Raw genomic sequence first — 17,396 nt, forward strand, 5'->3', positions numbered from 1 at the left:
CAGACCGCGGCGGCGTACCCGTGCGTGCCGGATCGGTGTGCAGCGCGTGCGTTCTTGTCACAAAATTGGAACTTCTCCCGGTTATCCTTGCTCATTTGCTTCCTGCCGCGATTTCTCGTCGGCGCTTGATCGAAACGCTATGAACTTGACCAACATCATCAGGGAAATCGCCCGTGGTAAGGAGGGCGCCCGCGACCTTCCTGCCGACGAAGCGACACGCCTCTACGGTGCTTTGCTCGACGGTCAGGTCGGCGAGCTGGAAAGTGGCGCGATCGCCATTGCCCTGCGCATGAAAGGCGAAAGCGAGGCCGAGCTGGCGGCGTTTATGGCCGCGATCGATGTTCGGTTGCCGGCGCTGGCGATGCCCGCCGGGGCCCTGCGTCCGGTCGTGGTACCGACCTACAATGGCGCGCGCCGGGCTGCCAATCTGACGCCCTTGTTGATGCTGGCCTTGCGTGAATTCGGGGTGCCGGTGCTGGCGCACGGGCTGCTCGAGGATTTCGGGCGAGTGACAAGCGCCGAGGTTCTGGCTGTGCTCGGAGTAACCCCCGCCGTTTCTCCGGCGGCAGCCGGTGTCGAACTCGGCGAGCAGGGCGTCAGTTTCCTGCCCACGCCGCAGCTGCTGCCGGGACTGGCGCAGCAGCTCAACTTGCGGGCGCGCCTCGGCTTGCGCAATTGCGCACATAGCCTCGTCAAAATGCTCGATCCGTTTGCGGGAGAGGGCGTCGTCCTTGCATCGGCGACACATCCGCCCTATATCGAATCCATGCGTACCCTTTTGTGTGCCAGGCGACAGCGGGCCTTGCTGTTTCGGGGCTGTGAGGGCGAACCTTACGCCAATCCGAAGCGCTGCCCGCGTCTCGAGGGCATCGATGAGTACGGTGTCGTGAATGTCCTCTTTGATGCCGAAGGGGATAGCTTGCGCGCGCTGCCCGACCTGCCTGCCGAGGCGACGGCGGTCGCCGCAGCCCGCTGGATCGAACAGGTTTTGGCTGGAGAGGCGGTGTTGCCCGGTCCGCTTGCCAAGCAGCTGGCAGCCTGTCTGCTGCTCAGCGGGGCGAGTGTTGACCTCGATGCGGCCGAGCAACGCGTGGCCCATCGTTTCCGGCGAGTCTGAGTCATCAAAAAAGCAATGATCGGACGCACAAAGATTGCAAAAGCTCTGGTTATAATCGCCGACAGTTAAGGTTTCTTTTTCTTTTTTTATCAGGTATATCAATGGAAATTCTTGCTTTGCTGATGTCCCCGGAGGTGTGGATAGCATTCTTCACGCTGACCGCGTTGGAGCTGGTTCTGGGGATTGACAACATCATCTTCATCTCGATTCTTGTTGATCGACTGCCGCTTCATCAGCGCGAAAAGGCGCGCAAGATCGGGTTGTTCTTCGCGATGTTCATGCGCATCGCCCTCCTGGCGCTGCTGTCCTGGATGGTCGGTGCGACCGAGCCGCTGTTTACCGTGCTCGGGGCGCCGTTCTCGACGCGCGACCTGATTCTGCTCGGCGGCGGCCTGTTCCTGATCTGGAAGAGCACGCAGGAAATTCACCAGTTGCTCGAAGGCGAAGAGGGCAGCGAAAGCAATGCCGTCGAAGCGACCTTTACGGCCGTCATCATGCAGATCATCGTCATCGACCTGGTCTTCTCGCTCGATTCGATCATCACTGCGGTGGGCATGGTCGAACACATCGAGGTGATGGTTGCCGCGGTGGTGGCCTCGGTGGTGCTGATGATGCTCTTTGCGCGCACGATCGGGAATTTCGTCTCGGCGCATCCGACGATCAAGATGCTGGCCCTGTCCTTCCTGCTGGTCGTCGGGGTTGCCCTGGTTGCCGAAGGTTTCGGTCACAAGGTGCCCAAGGGTTACATCTACTTCGGCATGGCGTTCTCGCTGGCGGTTGAGATTCTCAACATCCGCATGCGCAAGAAGCATGTCGCGCCGGTGAATCTGCACGAACCGTACGCGCCGGCCAAAGACAAACCGAACGAACAGTGAGAGGTCGCAGCCCCTCTAGATGGACTTATTTCTACTGGTTGTACTGATTCTGCTGAACGGACTGCTGGCGATGTCGGAGATCGCCGTGGTCTCCGCACGCAAGGCGCGGCTGCAGAAACTGGCTGACGATGGGAGTCCCGGAGCACGCTCGGCGCTCGAATTGAGCCACGAGCCTTCGGGCTTTCTGTCGACCGTTCAGGTCGGCATCACCACCGTTGGCATCCTGAGCGGGGCGATCGGCGAAAACGCCATCGCCGACCCGCTGACGCAGTGGCTGGCCGGGTTTTCCTGGCTTGAGCCCTACGCGCGCGGCCTGGCGTTGACGCTGGTCGTCGTCGGGCTGACCTATGTCTCGGTTGTCATCGGCGAACTGGTGCCTAAACGGCTCGGCCTGCTCGCACCGGAGGCGATCGCTTCGCTCGTCGCCTCGCCGATGAATCGGCTGGCGCACATGACGAAACCGCTCGTCTGGCTGCTGGCCTCGTCGTCGACCGTCGTCCTCCAGTTGATCGGCGCGCGCAAGCGCGGCGATCCGCCGGTGACCAACGACGAGATCAACGTGCTGATGGAACAGGGTGCTGAAGCCGGGATCTTCCACGAGAGCGAGCAAGCCATCGTTTCGAACGTGCTGCGTCTCGACGAGCAGCGCATCGGCGCGATCATGACGCACCGCAAGGACATCTACGCCATCGACCTCGACGAACCCGAGGCTGTGGTGCGCGAACGTCTCGCGGAGAGCCCCTATACCCGGGTCCTGGTCTGCCGCGACGGGCTGGAACGCATCGTCGGGATTTTGCGCACCGCCGATCTGTTGCAGGCCTCGCTCGCGGGCGCGCCGCTCGACATCGAACGTCACCTGCGGGCGCCGCTCTATGTGCCAGAAGGGGTGACAACGACCCACCTGCTCGAGAGCTTCCGCCGCGATCGCCAGCAATGCGCCCTGATCGTTGACGAGTACGGCGAGCTGCAAGGCCTCGTGACCTTGACCGACGTGTTGACCTCGATCGTCGGCGACCTGCCTTCGGCCGAAAGTATTGGCGATGACGAGCTCGTGCGCCGCGTCGATGGCTCCTGGCTGGTCGATGGCAGCGTTTCGATCGAGCGCCTGAAGCTCGCGCTCGAGATCGTCGATGCGTTGCCGGGCGAGGACGAGAAAGCCTATAACACCCTCGGCGGTCTGGTTATGTATGTGCTCGGCCGCATTCCAGGCGTGGCAGACCGCTTCGAGCTCGTGGAACACCGCTTCGAGATCGTCGATATGGACAAGAACCGGGTCGACAAGGTCCTCGTCACCTCACTGGTCAACGACGCGCAAGCGTCCGCAAACGCACCCGACAAGGAGTAGGGATGGATGCTCAGATCACCGACGTTTCGCGCGTCATTCAGCTGGCCGTTGCGCCGGTCTTCATGCTCACCGGGATCGCCACCCTGATCAACGCCATGAACACCCGTCTCGGGCGCGTCGTCGACCGCAGTCGCATCGTCCGCGAGCGGCTTAAACAGGGCGGTTCGGCCGAGCAGCTCGATGAGTACACCCGCGAGCTGCGTGTTCTCGTGCACCGTAGTCGCCTCGTCTACCTGGGAATTCTCTATTCCGTGCTGGCCGCCTTGCTGGTCTGCCTGGTCATTGCCGGGGCCTTCATCGGTGCGCTCAATTCCGTCGATCTGGCGAAAACCGTGGCGATCATGTTCATACTGGCGATGACCTCGATGATCATCTCCCTGGGCATGTTCCTGCGCGAGGTTTATCTCGGCGTCGGCGCCGGTGGTGCGGGGAGCTTGCCGGAGCGGTAAGCCGCCGCACGATCCCATGTGGCCTTACGAACCGGCCCCGCCTCTGCGGGGCCGATTTTTTTGGGGCCACGCCTTGCCGCGCGGGGAACGATAAGCCCTTGATCTTTATTCACACATCAAGGATCGACTGCGCTAAAATGCCGGCTTTTCAAAGGGGAGGGGCTATGCTGGAGCGATATTTTCAGCTTTCTGCGCACGGTACCAGCGTGCGAACCGAGGTGATGGCAGGGGTGACGACCTTCCTGACCATGGCTTACATCATCTTCGTTAACCCGGACATCCTGTCCGCCTCCGGCATGCCCAAGGATGCCGTTTTCGTCGCCACCTGCCTCGCGGCGGCACTCGGTTCGGCGATCATGGGCCTGTATGCCAACTACCCGATCGCGCTGGCGCCCGGCATGGGCCTCAACGCCTACTTCGCCTTCGCCGTGGTCCTGGGCATGGGCTACACCTGGCAGGCTGCGCTCGGCGCAGTGTTCATCTCCGGTGTGCTGTTCATCCTGGTCAGCTTGTTCAAGATCCGGGAAGCCGTGGTCAACGCCATCCCGCGCTCGCTCAAGTTCGCCATCTCGGCCGGCATCGGCCTGTTCCTGGCGATCATCGGCCTCAAGAACGCCGGCATCATCACCGGCCACCCCGCGACGCTGCTCACTCTGGGCAACCTGCATAACCCGGGCGCCTTGCTGGCCATCGCCGGCTTCATCCTGATCGTTGCCCTTGAACAGCGCAAAGTGCCGGGTGCAATCATCATCTCGATCCTGCTGGTGACCGTGGCTTCGGTGCTGCTCGGGCTGACCCCGTTCGCCGGCATCATTGCGCCGCCGCCCTCGATCGCGCCGACCTTCATGCAGATGGACATCGCCGGGGCGCTCAATGCGGGCTTGCTCACCGTGGTCCTGACCTTCTTCATGGTTGAGCTGTTCGACGCCTCGGGCACGCTGATCGGCGTTTGCCACCGCGCCGGCCTGCTCGACAAGGACGGCAAGCTGCCGCGCCTGAAGCGCGCGCTGCTGGCGGATTCCGCGGCCATTGTCGCCGGTGCCGGCCTCGGCACCTCGTCGACCACCGCCTACATCGAATCGGCCGCCGGTACCTCGGTCGGCGGACGCACCGGCCTCACTGCCGTGGTCGTCGCCGGGCTCTTCCTCGCCGCCCTGGTCTTCGCGCCGCTGGCCGGCACCGTGCCCGCCTTCGCGACCGCGCCGGCCCTGTGCTACGTCGCTGTGCTGATGATCCGTGGCCTCTCCGAGATCGACTGGGACGACCTGACCGAAGCCGCGCCGGCCGTGGTGACCGCGATCAGCATGCCCTTCACTTTCTCGATCGCGCACGGCATCGCCTTCGGCTTCATCACCTACGTGGCCACCAAGCTGCTGGCGGGGCGGAGCAAGGACCTGTCGCCGATGGTGGTGCTGATCGCCGTCCTGTTCGTGCTCAAGTTCGCCTTCCTGTAAGCGAGCGATGGACAGCGCATACTTCGACCAGCGCGTTCGCGTCGTTCCGGACTGGCCCGAACCCGGTGTCCTGTTCCGCGACATCACGCCGCTGTTGCGCGATGGGGAGGCGTTCCGGAACCTGATCGACACCTTCGCGCTACGTTACGCCGACGCCCGCATCGATGCCATCGCCGGCATTGATGCGCGCGGTTTCATCATCGGCGCGGCGCTGGCCTACCGGCTGCGCTGCGGCTTCATCCCGGTGCGCAAGGCCGGCAAGCTGCCGTACGAGACGGTGCGCGAGTCTTACACCCTCGAGTACGGGCAGGCCACGGTCGAAGTGCATACCGATGCGGCCGAGGCCGGCGAGCACGTGCTGATCGTCGACGACCTGATCGCCACCGGCGGGACCCTCCTCGCCGCCGCGCGGCTCATGGAGCGCCTCGGGGCGCGCATCGTCGAAGCCGCCGCGGTGATCGACCTGCCCGCGCTGGGGGGCGCCGAGCGCCTGAAGGCCGTGGCGCTGCCGTACTACACGCTATTGCGCTACTGAAGTCGGTCGCGCATCCCGTTCAACGCCGGTTCGCATGAACCGGCGTTTGTTTTTGCATGCGTCGGCGTTTGCCGGATAATTCCCGAATCCTGACTTTCTCCGGGGCTGCCAGAGGGTACTCATGTCTACAACCGCTTTCGTTCTTTTCGGCCACGGCGCGCGCGATCCGCAATGGGGCGACTCGATGCGCCGCGTCGCGACGGCCTTGCGCGAGCATGCGCCCGAGCAGCGGGTCGAGCTGGCGTTTCTCGAATTCATTGCGCCCGACCTCGCGGCCTGCGTCGAGGCCCTGATCGCTGAAGGTTATCGTCGGCTCCTGATCGTGCCGCTGTTCATCGCTCAGGGCGGCCACCTGAAAAACGACGTGCCGCGGCTCATTGACGCCTTGCGTGCGCGTCATCCCGCGGTCGAACTCGTGCTTGTGCCGCCGGTCGGAGAGGCGGAAAGCGTGGTCCAGGCGATGGCGGCGCACGTCGCCACCCTGGCGCGGAACTGAGCCGGGGCGCGCTCAGAACACCAGGCGGTCGCGCAGCAGCGTTCCGGCCGCCTGCAGGCGCGGCAGGGTCGGCAAAAGGTTGAGCCCGGTCTCCTGGCGCAGTACGGTGGCGCGCTGGGTCAGGTCGTCGAGGTGGACGTCGACTTCGTCGTTGCCGCGCGCGAAGGCGATGGTGTTGCCGCTCTCGCAAGACGGAAAGACCAGCACGCGGTTATCGAAGGCTTCGGCAATGCGCTCCTTGCTGGCGGAAAAGCCACGCCGACGGCTGAGCAGGTTGATCGCGAGCAGGCCGCCGTCGCTCAGGCGAGCCCGGCAGGCCTGGTAGAAGGGCAGGGTGTCGAGCGGCCCCGGGCTGCCCTTGTGATCGAAGCCGTCGACCAAGATGCAGTCGTACTGTGTTTCGCCCGCGAGCATGAAGCGCGCGCCGTCATCGATGTGGATGCGCAGGCGCTGCGGGTCGTGCGGGAGCTTGAAATGCAACCGGGCGACGACTTCCACCTGCGGATCGATTTCGACGACGTCGATCCGCGTCGCCGGCAGCTTGTGGAAGATGAACTTGGCCAGCGAGCCGGCGCCCAGGCCGATCAGCAGGGCGTTGCGCGGCCACGGCGTTTCGCGCAGCAGCAGACCGGCCATCATTTCGCGGGTGTAGGCGAGCTCGAGGGCGTTGGGGCGCTGGATGCGCATCGCCCCCTGGATCCATTCCTGGCTGAAATGCAGATAGCGGACGCCCGCCTCTTCGCTGACGTCGATGAAATTCTTGGGCATGGGAGAAGCCGTCTTGGGCGGCGGACAAACTTGCGAACCCGGCATCTTAGCCGCTTTGCCCCGCGCTGGCGACCTGGCCTGCGGTGCGCGTGTTATCCTGCCCCGTCAAGCCCTCGGGGCGATGCGTGAGAGCCATGATGCGGGAAAGCAAGCGGAACAAACCTTCTTCGGCCGTCAGAGCCGATACACCGGACACGGCGACGGCGCGACCTTTCGCCTCCCTGACGCCCGAAACCCTGTTCGCCGCGCTCGACGGCATCGGCCTGCATGCCGACGGCCGCTTGCTGGCGCTCAACAGCTACGAGAACCGGGTCTATCAGTTTTACGAGGATGCCGATGCGGAGCCCGTGGCGCGCGTCGTCAAGTTCTATCGCGCCGGGCGCTGGAGCGATGCGGCGATCCGCGAGGAACATGCCTACTGCCGCGAACTGGCCGAGCGCGAATTGCCCGTCGTCGCACCCCTCTCGATCTCGGGCGAGACGCTGTTCCGGCACGACGACCTGCGTTTTGCCGTTTATCCGCGCCATCCCGGGCGTCCGCCCGAGTTCGACTACGGGCGCAACCTCGAATGGATGGGGCGTTTTCTGGGACGGATGCATGCCGTCGGTGCCTTGCGACGCTTTGTCGCGCGACCGAAACTTGATGTATCGAGCTTCGGCGAGGCGCCACTCGCTTTCCTGCGGCAAGGGCATTTTTTGCCGCCCGAGCTGGCCGACGTGTACTTCGGTGTTGCCGCCCAGGCCCTGGACGGCGTTCGCCACTGCTATGCGCGCGCCGGCCAGTTACGTGACCTGCGCCTGCACGGCGATTGCCATGCCGGCAACGTGCTGTGGAGCGAGGGCGACGAGGGCGGTCCATGCTTCGTCGATTTTGACGATGCCCGCCAAGGGCCGGCGGTGCAGGACCTCTGGATGCTGCTTTCCGGCCCGCGCGCCGAGCAGGAGCGGCAGCTCGCGGAAGTACTCGACGGCTACCGCGCTTTCTACGACTTCGACCCGCGCGAGCTGCACCTCATCGAAGCCTTGCGCACCCTGCGCCTCATCCATTACGCCGGCTGGCTGGCGCGACGTTGGGATGATCCGGCGTTTCCCGTCGCCTTCCCGTGGTTCGGGACGCCGCGCTACTGGCAGGACCGCATTCTCGAACTGCGCGAGCAGATCGCCTTGATGGACGAAGCGCCGCTGGCCTGCGCCTGAGCTGGCACGGCTTATGCGTCGTTTGGCTCGGCTGACGGACGATGAATCGCCGTCAAGTCGGTTGTCGGCCATTGGCCGGCGCCAACATCAGGAGCCAGGAGGTGGGACCATGTTGAACGTCACGCTCAAGCCTTCCGACACCATCGAGCAACTTTTGCCGCACGTCGAAACGGCGATGCAAGCCGGCGAAGTCTGCCGCGTCGCCAACATCGATTGCCTCGATCTCTTTGAAATCACCGCCCTGCGCCTGCTGGTCGGCGCCCGGCACCTCCTCGACGCGGCCAACGGCCAGGAAATCTTCGCCCGCCCGGGATTCCAGCTCATTGGCGTGGACTCGGCCGGCGAGGAACACGCACTGGGCTGAAACCCAATCTCGATGCGGCCTTGGGGCCGCCGCCGCAGGCCTATCGACGGGCTTTCCGCGCTTGGCTATTCCCATTGACCGCGCTGGGACGCCGCCTGATACTGTCGCCACGATCATCGGCTTGGCATATCGATCAGTGCGACGGCGGAGGGCAAGGTGGCGGCGTACGGTGAGCGGAAAGACAATTCGGTTCAGTCGCTGAACCGGGCACTCGACATGCTCGAGGCGCTCGGGACGCACAAGGACGGCCTCGGCATCACGGCGCTGGCGCGTGCCACCGGCCTCTCGAAATCGACGGCGCACCGCCTGGCGGCGACGCTGGTCGAGCGCGGTTTCGTCGAGCAGACCCTGCACGGCGGGGGGTACCGCCTGGGCCTCAAGTACATCGAGATCGCCAGCTACTACATCAACAGCCTCGAGTTGCAGACCGAGGCGCGTCCTTACCTGCGCGAAATCACCGCCGACCTCGGCTTGACCGCGCACCTGGGCATTCTCGACGGCCACGAGGTGGTTTATGTCGAGAAGCTCGACATCCTGCCGGGCATCCGTCTCTATTCGCAAATCGGGCTGCGTGTGCCGTCGTACTGCTCATCGCTCGGCAAATGCCTGCTTTCGGGCTTGTCGGGCGAGGAGTTGCACACCTTGATGGGCGGCTGCGCCTTCGAAACCTACACCGAACGCACCTTGCCGGGGCTGGAGGCGCTCAAGCAGGAACTGCGCAAGGTGCGAACCCAGGTCTGGGCCATCGACGACGAGGAGTACGAAGCCGGGCATCGTTGCGTCGGCGCGCCGATCTTCGACTATCGCGGCGATGTCGTGGCCGCAGTCAGCGCCAGCGGCCCGGTGACGCTGCTTGACGACGCGCTTTTGCCGCGTGTGATCGAGAAGGTGAAAGCGGCGGCGTGCAAGATTTCACTACGCCTCGGTTACGTCCGCTGAAGCGCCCGCCGGCTGCCGCGCTGGATGCCCGGTGCCGGCGGGAGATCGACTTCAGGCGAGGACGTTCTTGAGCACCACGGTCTTGAGGCGGGTGACTTCGGCGAAGGTCGAGAGCACGCCTTCGGTGCCCAGGCCCGAATACTTATAGCCGCCGAAGGGCATCTCGAAGCTGCGGTAGAAGCTCGCACCGTTGATCACCACGCTGCCGCATTCGAGCGCGGCGGCAGTCTTCATTGCCGTCTTCATGTCGGCACTGAAGATGCAGCCCGCCAGGCCGAATTTCGAAGCATTGGCGATCTCGATCGCTTCGTCCAGCGTGTCGAAACCGATCACCGAGACAACCGGGCCGAAGATTTCCAGGTCGCGCGCGACGTCCGCAGTTTTCGGAATGGCGTCGATCAGCGTCGGCGCGAAGAAGGCCCCCGTGCGTTCGCCGCCGAGTACTAGCCGCCCGCCCTGTTCGACAGTGCGTGCGACCTGCGCTTCGACTTGCCGGGCTGCTGCTTCGGTGACGAGGCAGGCGATCTGGGTGTCTTCCTTGTCCGGGACGCCGACCTTAAGCGTTTTCATCCGTGCCGCAGCTTTGTCGACGAAGGCCGCGCGCACTCGGTTATGCACCAGGAAGCGTTTGGAGGCGCAGCAGACCTGTCCGGCGTTGTACATCCGGCCCCAGATCATTTCCTCGACCGCCAGATCGAGGTCGGCGTCCTCATGCACGATGAAGGCGTCGTTGCCGCCCAGTTCGAGCGAAATGTGGGCGAGGTGGCTGGCGGCATTCTTTGCCGTCTCGATGCCGACGGCGGTCGAGCCGGTGAAGCTGATTTTGTGTACATCTGGATGCGCGGTGAGCGCTGCGCCGGCCTTGGCGCCCTGGCCGGTAATCACCTGGATTGCGCCGCCGCGCACGCCGGCTTCGAGCATCAGTTCGGTGAGCTTGATCAGGGTCAGCGGGTTCTGGTGCGGGGGTTTGACGATGGCTGCGTTGCCGGCCATCAGCGTCGGCGCCACCTTCTGGTCGAAGAGGTCGCAGGGGAAATTGAAGGGGATGATGCAGGCGACGACGCCAATCGGCTCGCGCAGGGTCAGCTGCAGCGTGCTTTCCTGGCCGGGTTCGCTGCCGTTCGGGATGACGTCGCCGTAGAGGTGCTTGGCCTTCTCGATGAAAGCTTCGAAGCCAATGAAGATGTTGCCGATTTCGGCGCGCGCCTCGCGGATCGGCTTGCCGGTTTCCGCCGACAGCGTGCGCGCGAGCGCCTCACGCCGCTCGTCGACGAGGCTAAGGAAACGGCGCAGGATGGCGGCGCGCTGATGCACGGGTACCTTCGCCCACGCCTTTTGCCCCGCCTTGGCTTTGGCCACGGCCAGGGCCACGTCGTCGGGGCCGGCGTCAGGAACGGTGTCGATCGCCTCGCCGGTGGCGGGATTGGTGATGGTGATGGTGGTCCGGTCCAGCGCGTCGACCGGGAGGTCGCCGATGATCATTTTCATGTGCTTGTCTCCAGAAAAAATTTAGGCGGCAGTTTTGGCCAGCGCGGTGAAGGACAGCATCAGGCCACCGCAGGTATTGTTGCCGTCATCCTCGTAGCCGTATTCGCCGAAGGTGAATTCGCAGATGAAGGGGGTGTCGCCGGCTTCGCGCTTGATCCGCTCGGCAACTTCGTCGATACGCTCGCCGATCCCTGCGCGTCGGCCGCCGCAATGCACGAGATGGAAAGCACCTGCCGGTGCGGCCAGCTTTTCCTTGACGCGTTTGAGGGCGTCGCCGGTCGAGGCGATCAACTCGTCGACCGTCGTCTCCATGCGGATCACCGTGGTGCCGACGGCCAGCTTGTTGCCGATGTCCATCGAGCCGTCGTCGTGGCCGTACATCGGGTGACGGATCGCCACCAGTTCGCCGAGTCGATCCTTGACGCCGAGCGGAGAGGTAATGGTGGCTACGAGCAGGGCCATGCCCTTGAGTGCAGCAGCATCGGTGCCCAGCCACTGTGCGTATTTTGTGAGCGCCGGAACGCCGTCGATCTCGATCAGGCGGCGGTGGCCGTCGACCTTGGTAATGATCCCCATGTCGGCGGTTTCGCGGTAGGCGCCGGTGAAGTGATTGGCCATCGCCGCGCGGGTGTAGAAGAACGCGACCGCGACCCCGTCGGCATGGGCCCCGCTTTCGGAGAACACCTTCCACTGTCCGGCGATGGCGTTGTCCGCGGCGCTGCCGCCGAAGAAGGGAATGCGCCCGACGACGTCGCTGATGCCCTTGAGGAAAAACTCCTCTTCGCCCGGCGGCGCCACGAGGTGGAAGTAATCCGGCGCCTCGTTGCGTCCGGCGGCCCGCATTGCTTGGCGCGCCACTTCGGCGCCGGTGCTGCGGGCGCAGCCGCCCTTGGGCAGGCTGGCGATGCCGACGCACAGCTCGGGGTCGGCGAGGGCGAGCAGGGCGACGAAGCCGCGCTCGCCGCTGATGAAGCCTTCCGGGGTGATGACCCCGGTGAACGAGGTGTTCCCGATCAAGGGTACGCCCGGCAATTCTTCGCGGATGCCCTGAAGGACTCGATCCATGTCGTTGTCGGCGCCGGCGTAGACGAACGCCATCTTGATGCCGCCCAGCCCGACCTTCGCTTTGGCCGCCGCTTCCCGCCCGGCGAGGTAGGAATCGGCGTTGGTGCTTGAACCCGTGTTTGCTTTTTGCATGACCACACTCCCGAAAATGTCGCGTTGTATGCGGATGTACTTGATCCCGAGATTCGTTGCCGTGCTGCTGCGTCGGCATCCTAGGACCGGGCCGGGCGGCGGGTCAAAGGGCGGCGTTTCGGTGTTTGGAACGTCTGTTCCGGATCACGGAACAGGCGCTGGAAGGACCTGTGGACGCGGGCCGCAGCGCTGCTGCAGGGCGCGTGGATTGGACGTTCCGGAGGGGCTCAGGGTTCGAGAGCGGACGGGGGCAGCCACTCGATCTGTCCGCGCCCCGATTCGCCAAGTCTTTCGATCAGTGCGTCGGCTGCGGTTTCCGACAGACTGAATTCGAAGCTGACACGGTGCCCGTGCTCGGTCCGGATCAATTTGGCTGCGTGGAGCTCGAGTTCGCGCCTGATTGTGCCTTCCAGCGCATAGGGGGCGCGGCAAGCGAGGGTCTTGAATTCAACGATAGCGATTTTTTCCGCGCCGAGAAGGGTTTGGGCGATAGCGTCCGTGTAGGCGCGCACGAGCCCGCCCGCGCCGAGTTTGACGCCACCGTAGTAGCGTACGACGGTGGCCAGGACGCCTTCGAGGTCTTGATGGCGCAGCACCTCCAGCATCGGTCGTCCGGCTGTTCCGGACGGCTCGCCGTCATCCGCTGCGGCGGAATGTCCGCCGGCCAGCAAGGCCCAGCAGACGTGCGCGGCGCCCGGGTGCCGCGCACGCAACGCCGCGACGATGCGGAGGGCGCTGACACGATCGGCAACGGGCTGGACACAGGCGATGAAGCGGCTCTTCTTGATGAGCAGTTCACCGTGTGCGGGAGTGGGGAGGGTTTTTGGCATAAGGCATGACTCGGGGGGAAAGAATACCCGAGGCGTGTGTTTTGCCCAAAGCACGGAGACTTAAAGCGCGAGGATGCATTCTCGCGTCGTAGAGGTGGTTTCCGAAATCATGTGTCCAGGCCGAGTGCGACGTTGGCCACTGCAGTCAGCGCATGATCGACCTGTGAAACGTGGCGAACGCCGTCAATGCTTGCGGCGCCTTCCAAACCGATGACTTGTTTCCCGAACTGCAAGCCCAGCGCAACTTCTGAAAGCGTCCCGTAACTGTCGCCTACAGCGATCAAGCAAAGCGAGGCTTTCGCAATCAGGGCGTTTCGTGCTTCACCGATGCCGGTGGCGAGGGCAAGGCTGACGAAAGGGTTGGCGAAACTCGCATCGCCTTCCGGGAGTAGCCCGACTGAAATCCCCGCACCTTCCTTTACCCCCTGACAGACAGCCTCCATGATGCCTTGTCGTCCTCCGCATAAAACTGGGAATCCCATGCGAGCCAAGTTGTAACCAAGCTGATGGGCGACGAGCAGGCTTTTCGCTGTGGCCTCTCGAGGCCCGATGACCCCCACAGGAATCCTTAATGGATACCCGCTCTGGCGTTGCAGCCATGTGGCCGCAGCAATGGAGTCGAGGGATTCGGTTTGGCTGGGTAATGCGGATGAAATCCAAGTGCGGTTGGGAGCGTCGAATAATTGAGCGTTGGCGTTGTAGAGGCGGTTGTTGTTGCGGTCGAGTTTAAAGATGACGTTCATGTCGTTGACCAAACCATTCTCCGGTCGTCATCACCGTGGCACAGGTGGCGGTAATCAACAACGCCAGGGCTGCGGCTGCAGGAAAGTCGGATCCGGTTTCGGAAATCAGGCTGTAGAGTTGCAGGGGGAGGATCTGGAGCTGCGTGCCGACCAGTGCCAGCGCTGTTCCATAGGCGCCGAAGACGACGGCCGCCACCAGGCAGAAAGCTGCGCCGAGTGGTGCGGCGACTTGTGGCAGAAGAATCTGGCGCACGGCCTGTTGAGGTGTGGCGCCGAGCGATTCCGCAGCCAGGAGTTGTGCACGGTCGAAATTGACGAGCACCGGCAATAAACTCATGACAACCCGCGGAATGAGGTAGTACGAAGAGGCAAAGGCCAAGCCCCACCAAGTAAACAGTGCTTTGCCCACCAGGCCGGTGTCGAACCCCAGAAAACCGAGCAACTGCGTAAAAAATCCGGCCCGCCCGTATCCGAGGATGAAGCCATAGGCGACGATCAGGCCGGAAAAAGTCAGCGGCAGCGCAATGATAAGCGAATAAAGTGTGCGTTTTTGCTCCGCCAGGCTGGACAGGTGCAAGGCCACCAGAAAACCGACCAACGTTGAAAGCGTGGCGGCGAGTAGGGTCAGCGAGAGGCTGCCGGCGAGCGAGCTCCAGAACCCCGGTAGGGCGATGACGCGGACGAAGGCCTGGATGCCGTCGCTGAACGCGTCGATCGCCAGCGTGGCGGTCGGCAGGACGAAGAAAAAGGCGAGAAAACCCAGTGCCGGAAGTGCCAGCCAGAACATTCTACGCTTGCGCATGACCATCGCCCTGTCGTGTCACGTTGCCTTATTTGCTGCCGGTGGCCGCCGCCCAGCCTTTGTCGATGTCCGTTTTGCGCAGGGCTGCGGCCTTGACGTCGAGCGGACGGACTTGTGGCACGGCCGGTAGTTTATCCGCGACGTTGTCCGGTAGGCTGACGCCTGGAACAGACGGGCGGACGAATCCTTGGGCAAAGATGCGTTGCCCGAAATCGGTCATGATGAAGTTGAGCCACAATTTTCCGGCGTTGGGGTTTGGCCCCTTTTCTACCAGGCTGATGCCGTAGGGAGCGGCCGCCGAGGCTTCTTTCGGGATGACCACGGCAATCGAATCGCCAAGTCCGTCGATGTGCTTGGCTTTGAGCCCATCGTTTTCATAGGAGATCCAGATCGGGATCTCGCCCTTGATGAACTGGGCATACGGCGTCGTCCCGAGAACGCGCAGGACGTTGCCCGATTGGTGCAGCTTGCCGAGGTAGTCGAGGCCGGGCTGGACGTTGTTCATGTCGCCGCCCGCCCCGAAATTTGCGGCGAAGGTCAGCACCTGTCCGACGCCGGTCGAACGCGGGTCAAGATAGACCACGGAGTTCTTGTATTCGGGCTTGAGCAGATCGGCCCAGGATTGCGGCACGTTCTTGACTAGTTTGGTATTAACCAGAAAAGCCACCGTCAGCGAGTGGATCGTGAACCAGCGACCGTCTGTTTCGCGGAAAACGGACGGCAGCTTGTCAAAGTTCACCGGCTTGAAGGGCGCAGTCAGCCCCTTGTTCGCGGCATCGACCGCGGAGGCGGCGAAATAGTAGGCGGTATCGGCTTGCGGACGGTTTTTGGATTTTTCCAAAGCGACAACCGTGGCGGCGGAACCGAGATCGTTATAGACGATCTCGACTTCGGGATAGCGTTTCTTGAACGCGGCGAATTGCGCCGACCAGTTGGCCCAGGTCGGGCCGGTGTCGAAACTGACGACCATCCCTTCTTTCCTGGCCGCTTCGTAGAGCGTCTTCTCCCCGGGGTAAAGCTCGGGGCTGTCGAGAATCGTTTGTGCGGATGCGCAAACGGCGAACAGGGCCGTGGTGGCCGCCAGCAGGTAACGCGAGTAGTTCATCGTCCTCTCCTCCTTATGGCGTGGATAAAAACTGCACCGCGTCGCGGGGCACGTGGATTTGCGTAAAAGGGGTGCGCAAAGGGGTGTCGACCCACAGCAGGGTTGTGCCTACGCTCAGTCCGACTTCGCGGCGAGCACCGTGGAAACGGTCGTGAAGAATCCGGGCCGCGAAAATATTGTCGGTCACGGTTTCGGCGTCGTTCGCGGGCTGGATGCGCTCCGGGCGGATCAGGAGTTGAACCGGCGCGCCTTCCGGCCGCAGGTGCAGATGCGTGTGCAGCTTGCCCAGGCTCGTTTCGACGTGTTCGGGGCCCGTCACCCGACCATCGAGAAAGTTGGCTCGACCGATGAATCCGGCGGCGAACGCATTGACCGGGGTGTCGTACATGGCCTGCGGCGTTGCCGTTTGGACAAGTTGGCCGTCACGCAGGAGCACGATCCGGTCGGCGAGCGAGAGCGCCTCATCTTGATCGTGGGTGATGAGCAGGGTGGCGATCTTCTGTTGCTTCTGGATGCGTCGTATTTCATCCCGCATGCTGACGCGGGTCGCCGCGTCGAGCGCGGAAAGGGGTTCGTCTAGCAAGAGTACGCGCGGTTTGAAGATGAGTGCACGCGCCAGCGCCACGCGTTGCTGCTGACCGCCGGAGAGTGCCGCGGGGAGACGTTCACCGAGGTTTTGGAGGCCAACCAGTTCCAGCATGGCATCGGCTTCGCGGCGCCTTTGATCAAGCGCGATTCCGCGTACGCGCAACGGATAGGCCACGTTTTCCCAAACACGCATGTGGGGGAAGAGGGCGTACGATTGGAAGACGATTCCACATTGGCGATCGCGCACACTAAGCGCTGTGACGTCTTCACCCGCCAGACACACCCGCCCCTGCGAGCACGGAAGGAAGCCGGCGATGAGCTTGAGCAAGGTGGTCTTGCCGCATCCGCTCGGGCCGATGCAGACCACGAGTTCTCCTTCTGCGATGTTCAGGTCGATGTCCCGGATGCCGGCTTTGCCGCCCGGATAACTGAAACTGGCGCGTTCAATCTGCACCGCGGCGAATTCATTGGGCGTCATGCATACTCCGTTGAACGACTGGTGGCTCTGCGGGCAGACCATGCGCCGCTGATCGATGCCACGAGCGCCAAGGTCAAAAGGACGACGGTGGCTGCGCAGGCAAAACCGGTGGCGCCGTAAAAAGCTTGTAACAGGACGACCGGGTATGTCCGGTTGAGGAAACCGGCCACCAGATTCGAAAACTGGAACTCACCGATCGACAAGGCGGTGACGACGATCAGTCCTGAAAGGATCGAATGTCGGACTGCCGGAAGAACGATGTGGAAAAAGCGTTGGCAGGCGCTGCTTCCGAGAGACTCTGCCGCGTCTTCCAGGCTCCGCAGGCCAAGGCGTTGCATGTCGGCGACCACGGTTTGCAGGAAGTACGGGAGCCCGAGCACGACATGCCCGGCAACCAGCAGCCAGATGCTGCCGAGCCAGGGGAGCGTGTCGGAGGAAAAAACGAGGATAAAACCGAAGGCGAGCACCAGGGCGGGCAACGCAACCGGAAGCTGATACAGAATCCGAACCAGCGCACGGACACGCGGGTTGGTCGTGTGCAGGATCGCATACGCAAGGGGTAAACCGAGCAGCACCGACGTCACCCCGTAATTGAGTAGCAGGTGGAATTAGAGTCCAATCCCAACG

The 17,396-nt window shown here is 63.4% G+C and carries 19 protein-coding genes; 10 read left to right on the forward strand and 9 right to left on the reverse strand.

What is annotated here, in order from left to right:
• Window positions 1-37 precede the first annotated feature (37 nt).
• The 7 genes from ybiB to QMB55_RS08570 all read left to right on the forward strand — a co-directional run bounded on the left by ybiB (window position 38) and on the right by QMB55_RS08570 (window position 6,271).
• A complete protein-coding gene (gene ybiB / locus QMB55_RS08540; RefSeq protein WP_497588259.1) occupies window positions 38-1,117 on the forward strand; it encodes a DNA-binding protein YbiB in 1,080 nt (359 codons plus the stop codon).
• A 101-nt stretch (window positions 1,118-1,218) separates the two neighbouring features.
• Complete coding sequence (locus tag QMB55_RS08545) at window positions 1,219-1,992, forward strand: TerC family protein (protein ID WP_497588260.1); 774 nt, start codon at window positions 1,219-1,221, stop codon at window positions 1,990-1,992.
• Window positions 1,993-2,011: 19 nt separating this feature from the next.
• Entirely contained in the window at window positions 2,012-3,337 is a 1,326-nt protein-coding gene (locus QMB55_RS08550; RefSeq protein ID WP_497588261.1) for a hemolysin family protein, read from the forward strand.
• Between the two features lie 2 nt (window positions 3,338-3,339).
• On the forward strand, window positions 3,340-3,786 hold the full coding sequence (locus tag QMB55_RS08555; protein WP_497588262.1) for a DUF2721 domain-containing protein: 447 nt from the start codon (window positions 3,340-3,342) through the stop codon (window positions 3,784-3,786).
• 164 nt (window positions 3,787-3,950) lie between these two features.
• Window positions 3,951-5,240, forward strand: coding sequence for an NCS2 family permease (locus tag QMB55_RS08560; protein WP_497588263.1), 1,290 nt, complete (start codon window positions 3,951-3,953; stop codon window positions 5,238-5,240).
• Window positions 5,241-5,247: 7 nt separating this feature from the next.
• Window positions 5,248-5,775 carry an adenine phosphoribosyltransferase gene (locus tag QMB55_RS08565; RefSeq protein ID WP_497588264.1) on the forward strand — a complete coding sequence of 176 codons (528 nt, stop codon included), beginning with the start codon at window positions 5,248-5,250 and terminating at the stop codon, window positions 5,773-5,775.
• A gap of 121 nt (window positions 5,776-5,896) precedes the next feature.
• The gene (locus QMB55_RS08570; RefSeq protein WP_497588265.1) at window positions 5,897-6,271 is read left to right on the forward strand and encodes a sirohydrochlorin chelatase; all 375 of its coding nucleotides are present in this window, start codon (window positions 5,897-5,899) and stop codon (window positions 6,269-6,271) included.
• A gap of 12 nt (window positions 6,272-6,283) precedes the next feature.
• On the opposite strand, the gene QMB55_RS08575 is transcribed toward QMB55_RS08570, so the two are convergent.
• Window positions 6,284-7,039 (reverse strand): fused MFS/spermidine synthase, encoded by a 756-nt coding sequence (locus QMB55_RS08575; protein ID WP_497588266.1) that lies wholly within the window; start codon window positions 7,037-7,039, stop codon window positions 6,284-6,286.
• Window positions 7,040-7,173: 134 nt separating this feature from the next.
• Here QMB55_RS08575 and QMB55_RS08580 point away from each other — a divergent pair, with 134 nt between their 5' ends.
• The 3 genes from QMB55_RS08580 (at window position 7,174) to QMB55_RS08590 (ending at window position 9,538) form a co-directional block, all read left to right on the forward strand.
• Window positions 7,174-8,235 (forward strand): serine/threonine protein kinase, encoded by a 1,062-nt coding sequence (locus tag QMB55_RS08580; RefSeq protein WP_497588267.1) that lies wholly within the window; start codon window positions 7,174-7,176, stop codon window positions 8,233-8,235.
• A 109-nt stretch (window positions 8,236-8,344) separates the two neighbouring features.
• Window positions 8,345-8,599, forward strand: a complete 255-nt coding sequence (locus QMB55_RS08585; RefSeq protein ID WP_497588268.1) for a hypothetical protein — start codon at window positions 8,345-8,347, stop codon at window positions 8,597-8,599.
• A gap of 156 nt (window positions 8,600-8,755) precedes the next feature.
• Window positions 8,756-9,538 carry an IclR family transcriptional regulator gene (locus tag QMB55_RS08590; RefSeq protein ID WP_497588269.1) on the forward strand — a complete coding sequence of 261 codons (783 nt, stop codon included), beginning with the start codon at window positions 8,756-8,758 and terminating at the stop codon, window positions 9,536-9,538.
• A gap of 51 nt (window positions 9,539-9,589) precedes the next feature.
• On the opposite strand, the gene QMB55_RS08595 is transcribed toward QMB55_RS08590, so the two are convergent.
• The 8 genes from QMB55_RS08595 to QMB55_RS08630 form a co-directional block, all read right to left on the reverse strand.
• Complete coding sequence (locus QMB55_RS08595) at window positions 9,590-11,026, reverse strand: aldehyde dehydrogenase family protein (protein WP_497588270.1); 1,437 nt, start codon at window positions 11,024-11,026, stop codon at window positions 9,590-9,592.
• Window positions 11,027-11,047: 21 nt separating this feature from the next.
• Entirely contained in the window at window positions 11,048-12,223 is a 1,176-nt protein-coding gene (locus QMB55_RS08600; protein ID WP_497588271.1) for an FIST signal transduction protein, read from the reverse strand.
• A gap of 227 nt (window positions 12,224-12,450) precedes the next feature.
• A complete protein-coding gene (locus QMB55_RS08605) occupies window positions 12,451-13,053 on the reverse strand; it encodes an IMPACT family protein (protein ID WP_497588272.1) in 603 nt (200 codons plus the stop codon).
• Window positions 13,054-13,160: 107 nt separating this feature from the next.
• Window positions 13,161-13,808: an SLOG cluster 4 domain-containing protein gene (locus tag QMB55_RS08610; protein WP_497588273.1), complete on the reverse strand. Its 648-nt coding sequence runs from the start codon at window positions 13,806-13,808 to the stop codon at window positions 13,161-13,163.
• Window positions 13,780-14,604, reverse strand: coding sequence for an ABC transporter permease (locus tag QMB55_RS08615; RefSeq protein ID WP_497588274.1), 825 nt, complete (start codon window positions 14,602-14,604; stop codon window positions 13,780-13,782). Before QMB55_RS08615 ends, QMB55_RS08610 begins: the two co-directional genes overlap by 29 nt.
• 22 nt (window positions 14,605-14,626) lie before the next feature.
• On the reverse strand, window positions 14,627-15,703 hold the full coding sequence (locus QMB55_RS08620; RefSeq protein WP_497588275.1) for an extracellular solute-binding protein: 1,077 nt from the start codon (window positions 15,701-15,703) through the stop codon (window positions 14,627-14,629).
• 13 nt (window positions 15,704-15,716) lie between these two features.
• Window positions 15,717-16,769: an ABC transporter ATP-binding protein gene (locus QMB55_RS08625; protein WP_497588276.1), complete on the reverse strand. Its 1,053-nt coding sequence runs from the start codon at window positions 16,767-16,769 to the stop codon at window positions 15,717-15,719.
• Window positions 16,766-17,353 (reverse strand): ABC transporter permease, encoded by a 588-nt coding sequence (locus tag QMB55_RS08630; protein WP_497588277.1) that lies wholly within the window; start codon window positions 17,351-17,353, stop codon window positions 16,766-16,768. Before QMB55_RS08630 ends, QMB55_RS08625 begins: the two co-directional genes overlap by 4 nt.
• Between the last annotated feature and the right edge of the window lie 43 nt (window positions 17,354-17,396).

Origin of the sequence: Propionivibrio sp. (assembly GCF_041441355.1) — a bacterium.
GTDB lineage: Bacteria > Pseudomonadota > Gammaproteobacteria > Burkholderiales > Rhodocyclaceae > Propionivibrio.

Coding starts and splice junctions, on each gene's coding strand:
- QMB55_RS08555 (WP_497588262.1), top strand. CDS start 3,340: ATGGATGCTCAGATCACCGACGTTTCGCGCGTCATTCAGCTGGCCGTT.
- QMB55_RS08570 (WP_497588265.1), top strand. CDS start 5,897: ATGTCTACAACCGCTTTCGTTCTTTTCGGCCACGGCGCGCGCGATCCG.
- QMB55_RS08545 (WP_497588260.1), top strand. CDS start 1,219: ATGGAAATTCTTGCTTTGCTGATGTCCCCGGAGGTGTGGATAGCATTC.
- QMB55_RS08605 (WP_497588272.1), bottom strand. CDS start 13,053: ATGCCAAAAACCCTCCCCACTCCCGCACACGGTGAACTGCTCATCAAG.
- QMB55_RS08575 (WP_497588266.1), bottom strand. CDS start 7,039: ATGCCCAAGAATTTCATCGACGTCAGCGAAGAGGCGGGCGTCCGCTAT.
- QMB55_RS08615 (WP_497588274.1), bottom strand. CDS start 14,604: ATGGTCATGCGCAAGCGTAGAATGTTCTGGCTGGCACTTCCGGCACTG.
- QMB55_RS08550 (WP_497588261.1), top strand. CDS start 2,012: ATGGACTTATTTCTACTGGTTGTACTGATTCTGCTGAACGGACTGCTG.
- QMB55_RS08560 (WP_497588263.1), top strand. CDS start 3,951: ATGCTGGAGCGATATTTTCAGCTTTCTGCGCACGGTACCAGCGTGCGA.
- QMB55_RS08580 (WP_497588267.1), top strand. CDS start 7,174: ATGATGCGGGAAAGCAAGCGGAACAAACCTTCTTCGGCCGTCAGAGCC.
- QMB55_RS08625 (WP_497588276.1), bottom strand. CDS start 16,769: ATGACGCCCAATGAATTCGCCGCGGTGCAGATTGAACGCGCCAGTTTC.
- QMB55_RS08595 (WP_497588270.1), bottom strand. CDS start 11,026: ATGAAAATGATCATCGGCGACCTCCCGGTCGACGCGCTGGACCGGACC.
- QMB55_RS08565 (WP_497588264.1), top strand. CDS start 5,248: ATGGACAGCGCATACTTCGACCAGCGCGTTCGCGTCGTTCCGGACTGG.
- QMB55_RS08600 (WP_497588271.1), bottom strand. CDS start 12,223: ATGCAAAAAGCAAACACGGGTTCAAGCACCAACGCCGATTCCTACCTC.
- QMB55_RS08585 (WP_497588268.1), top strand. CDS start 8,345: ATGTTGAACGTCACGCTCAAGCCTTCCGACACCATCGAGCAACTTTTG.
- QMB55_RS08620 (WP_497588275.1), bottom strand. CDS start 15,703: ATGAACTACTCGCGTTACCTGCTGGCGGCCACCACGGCCCTGTTCGCC.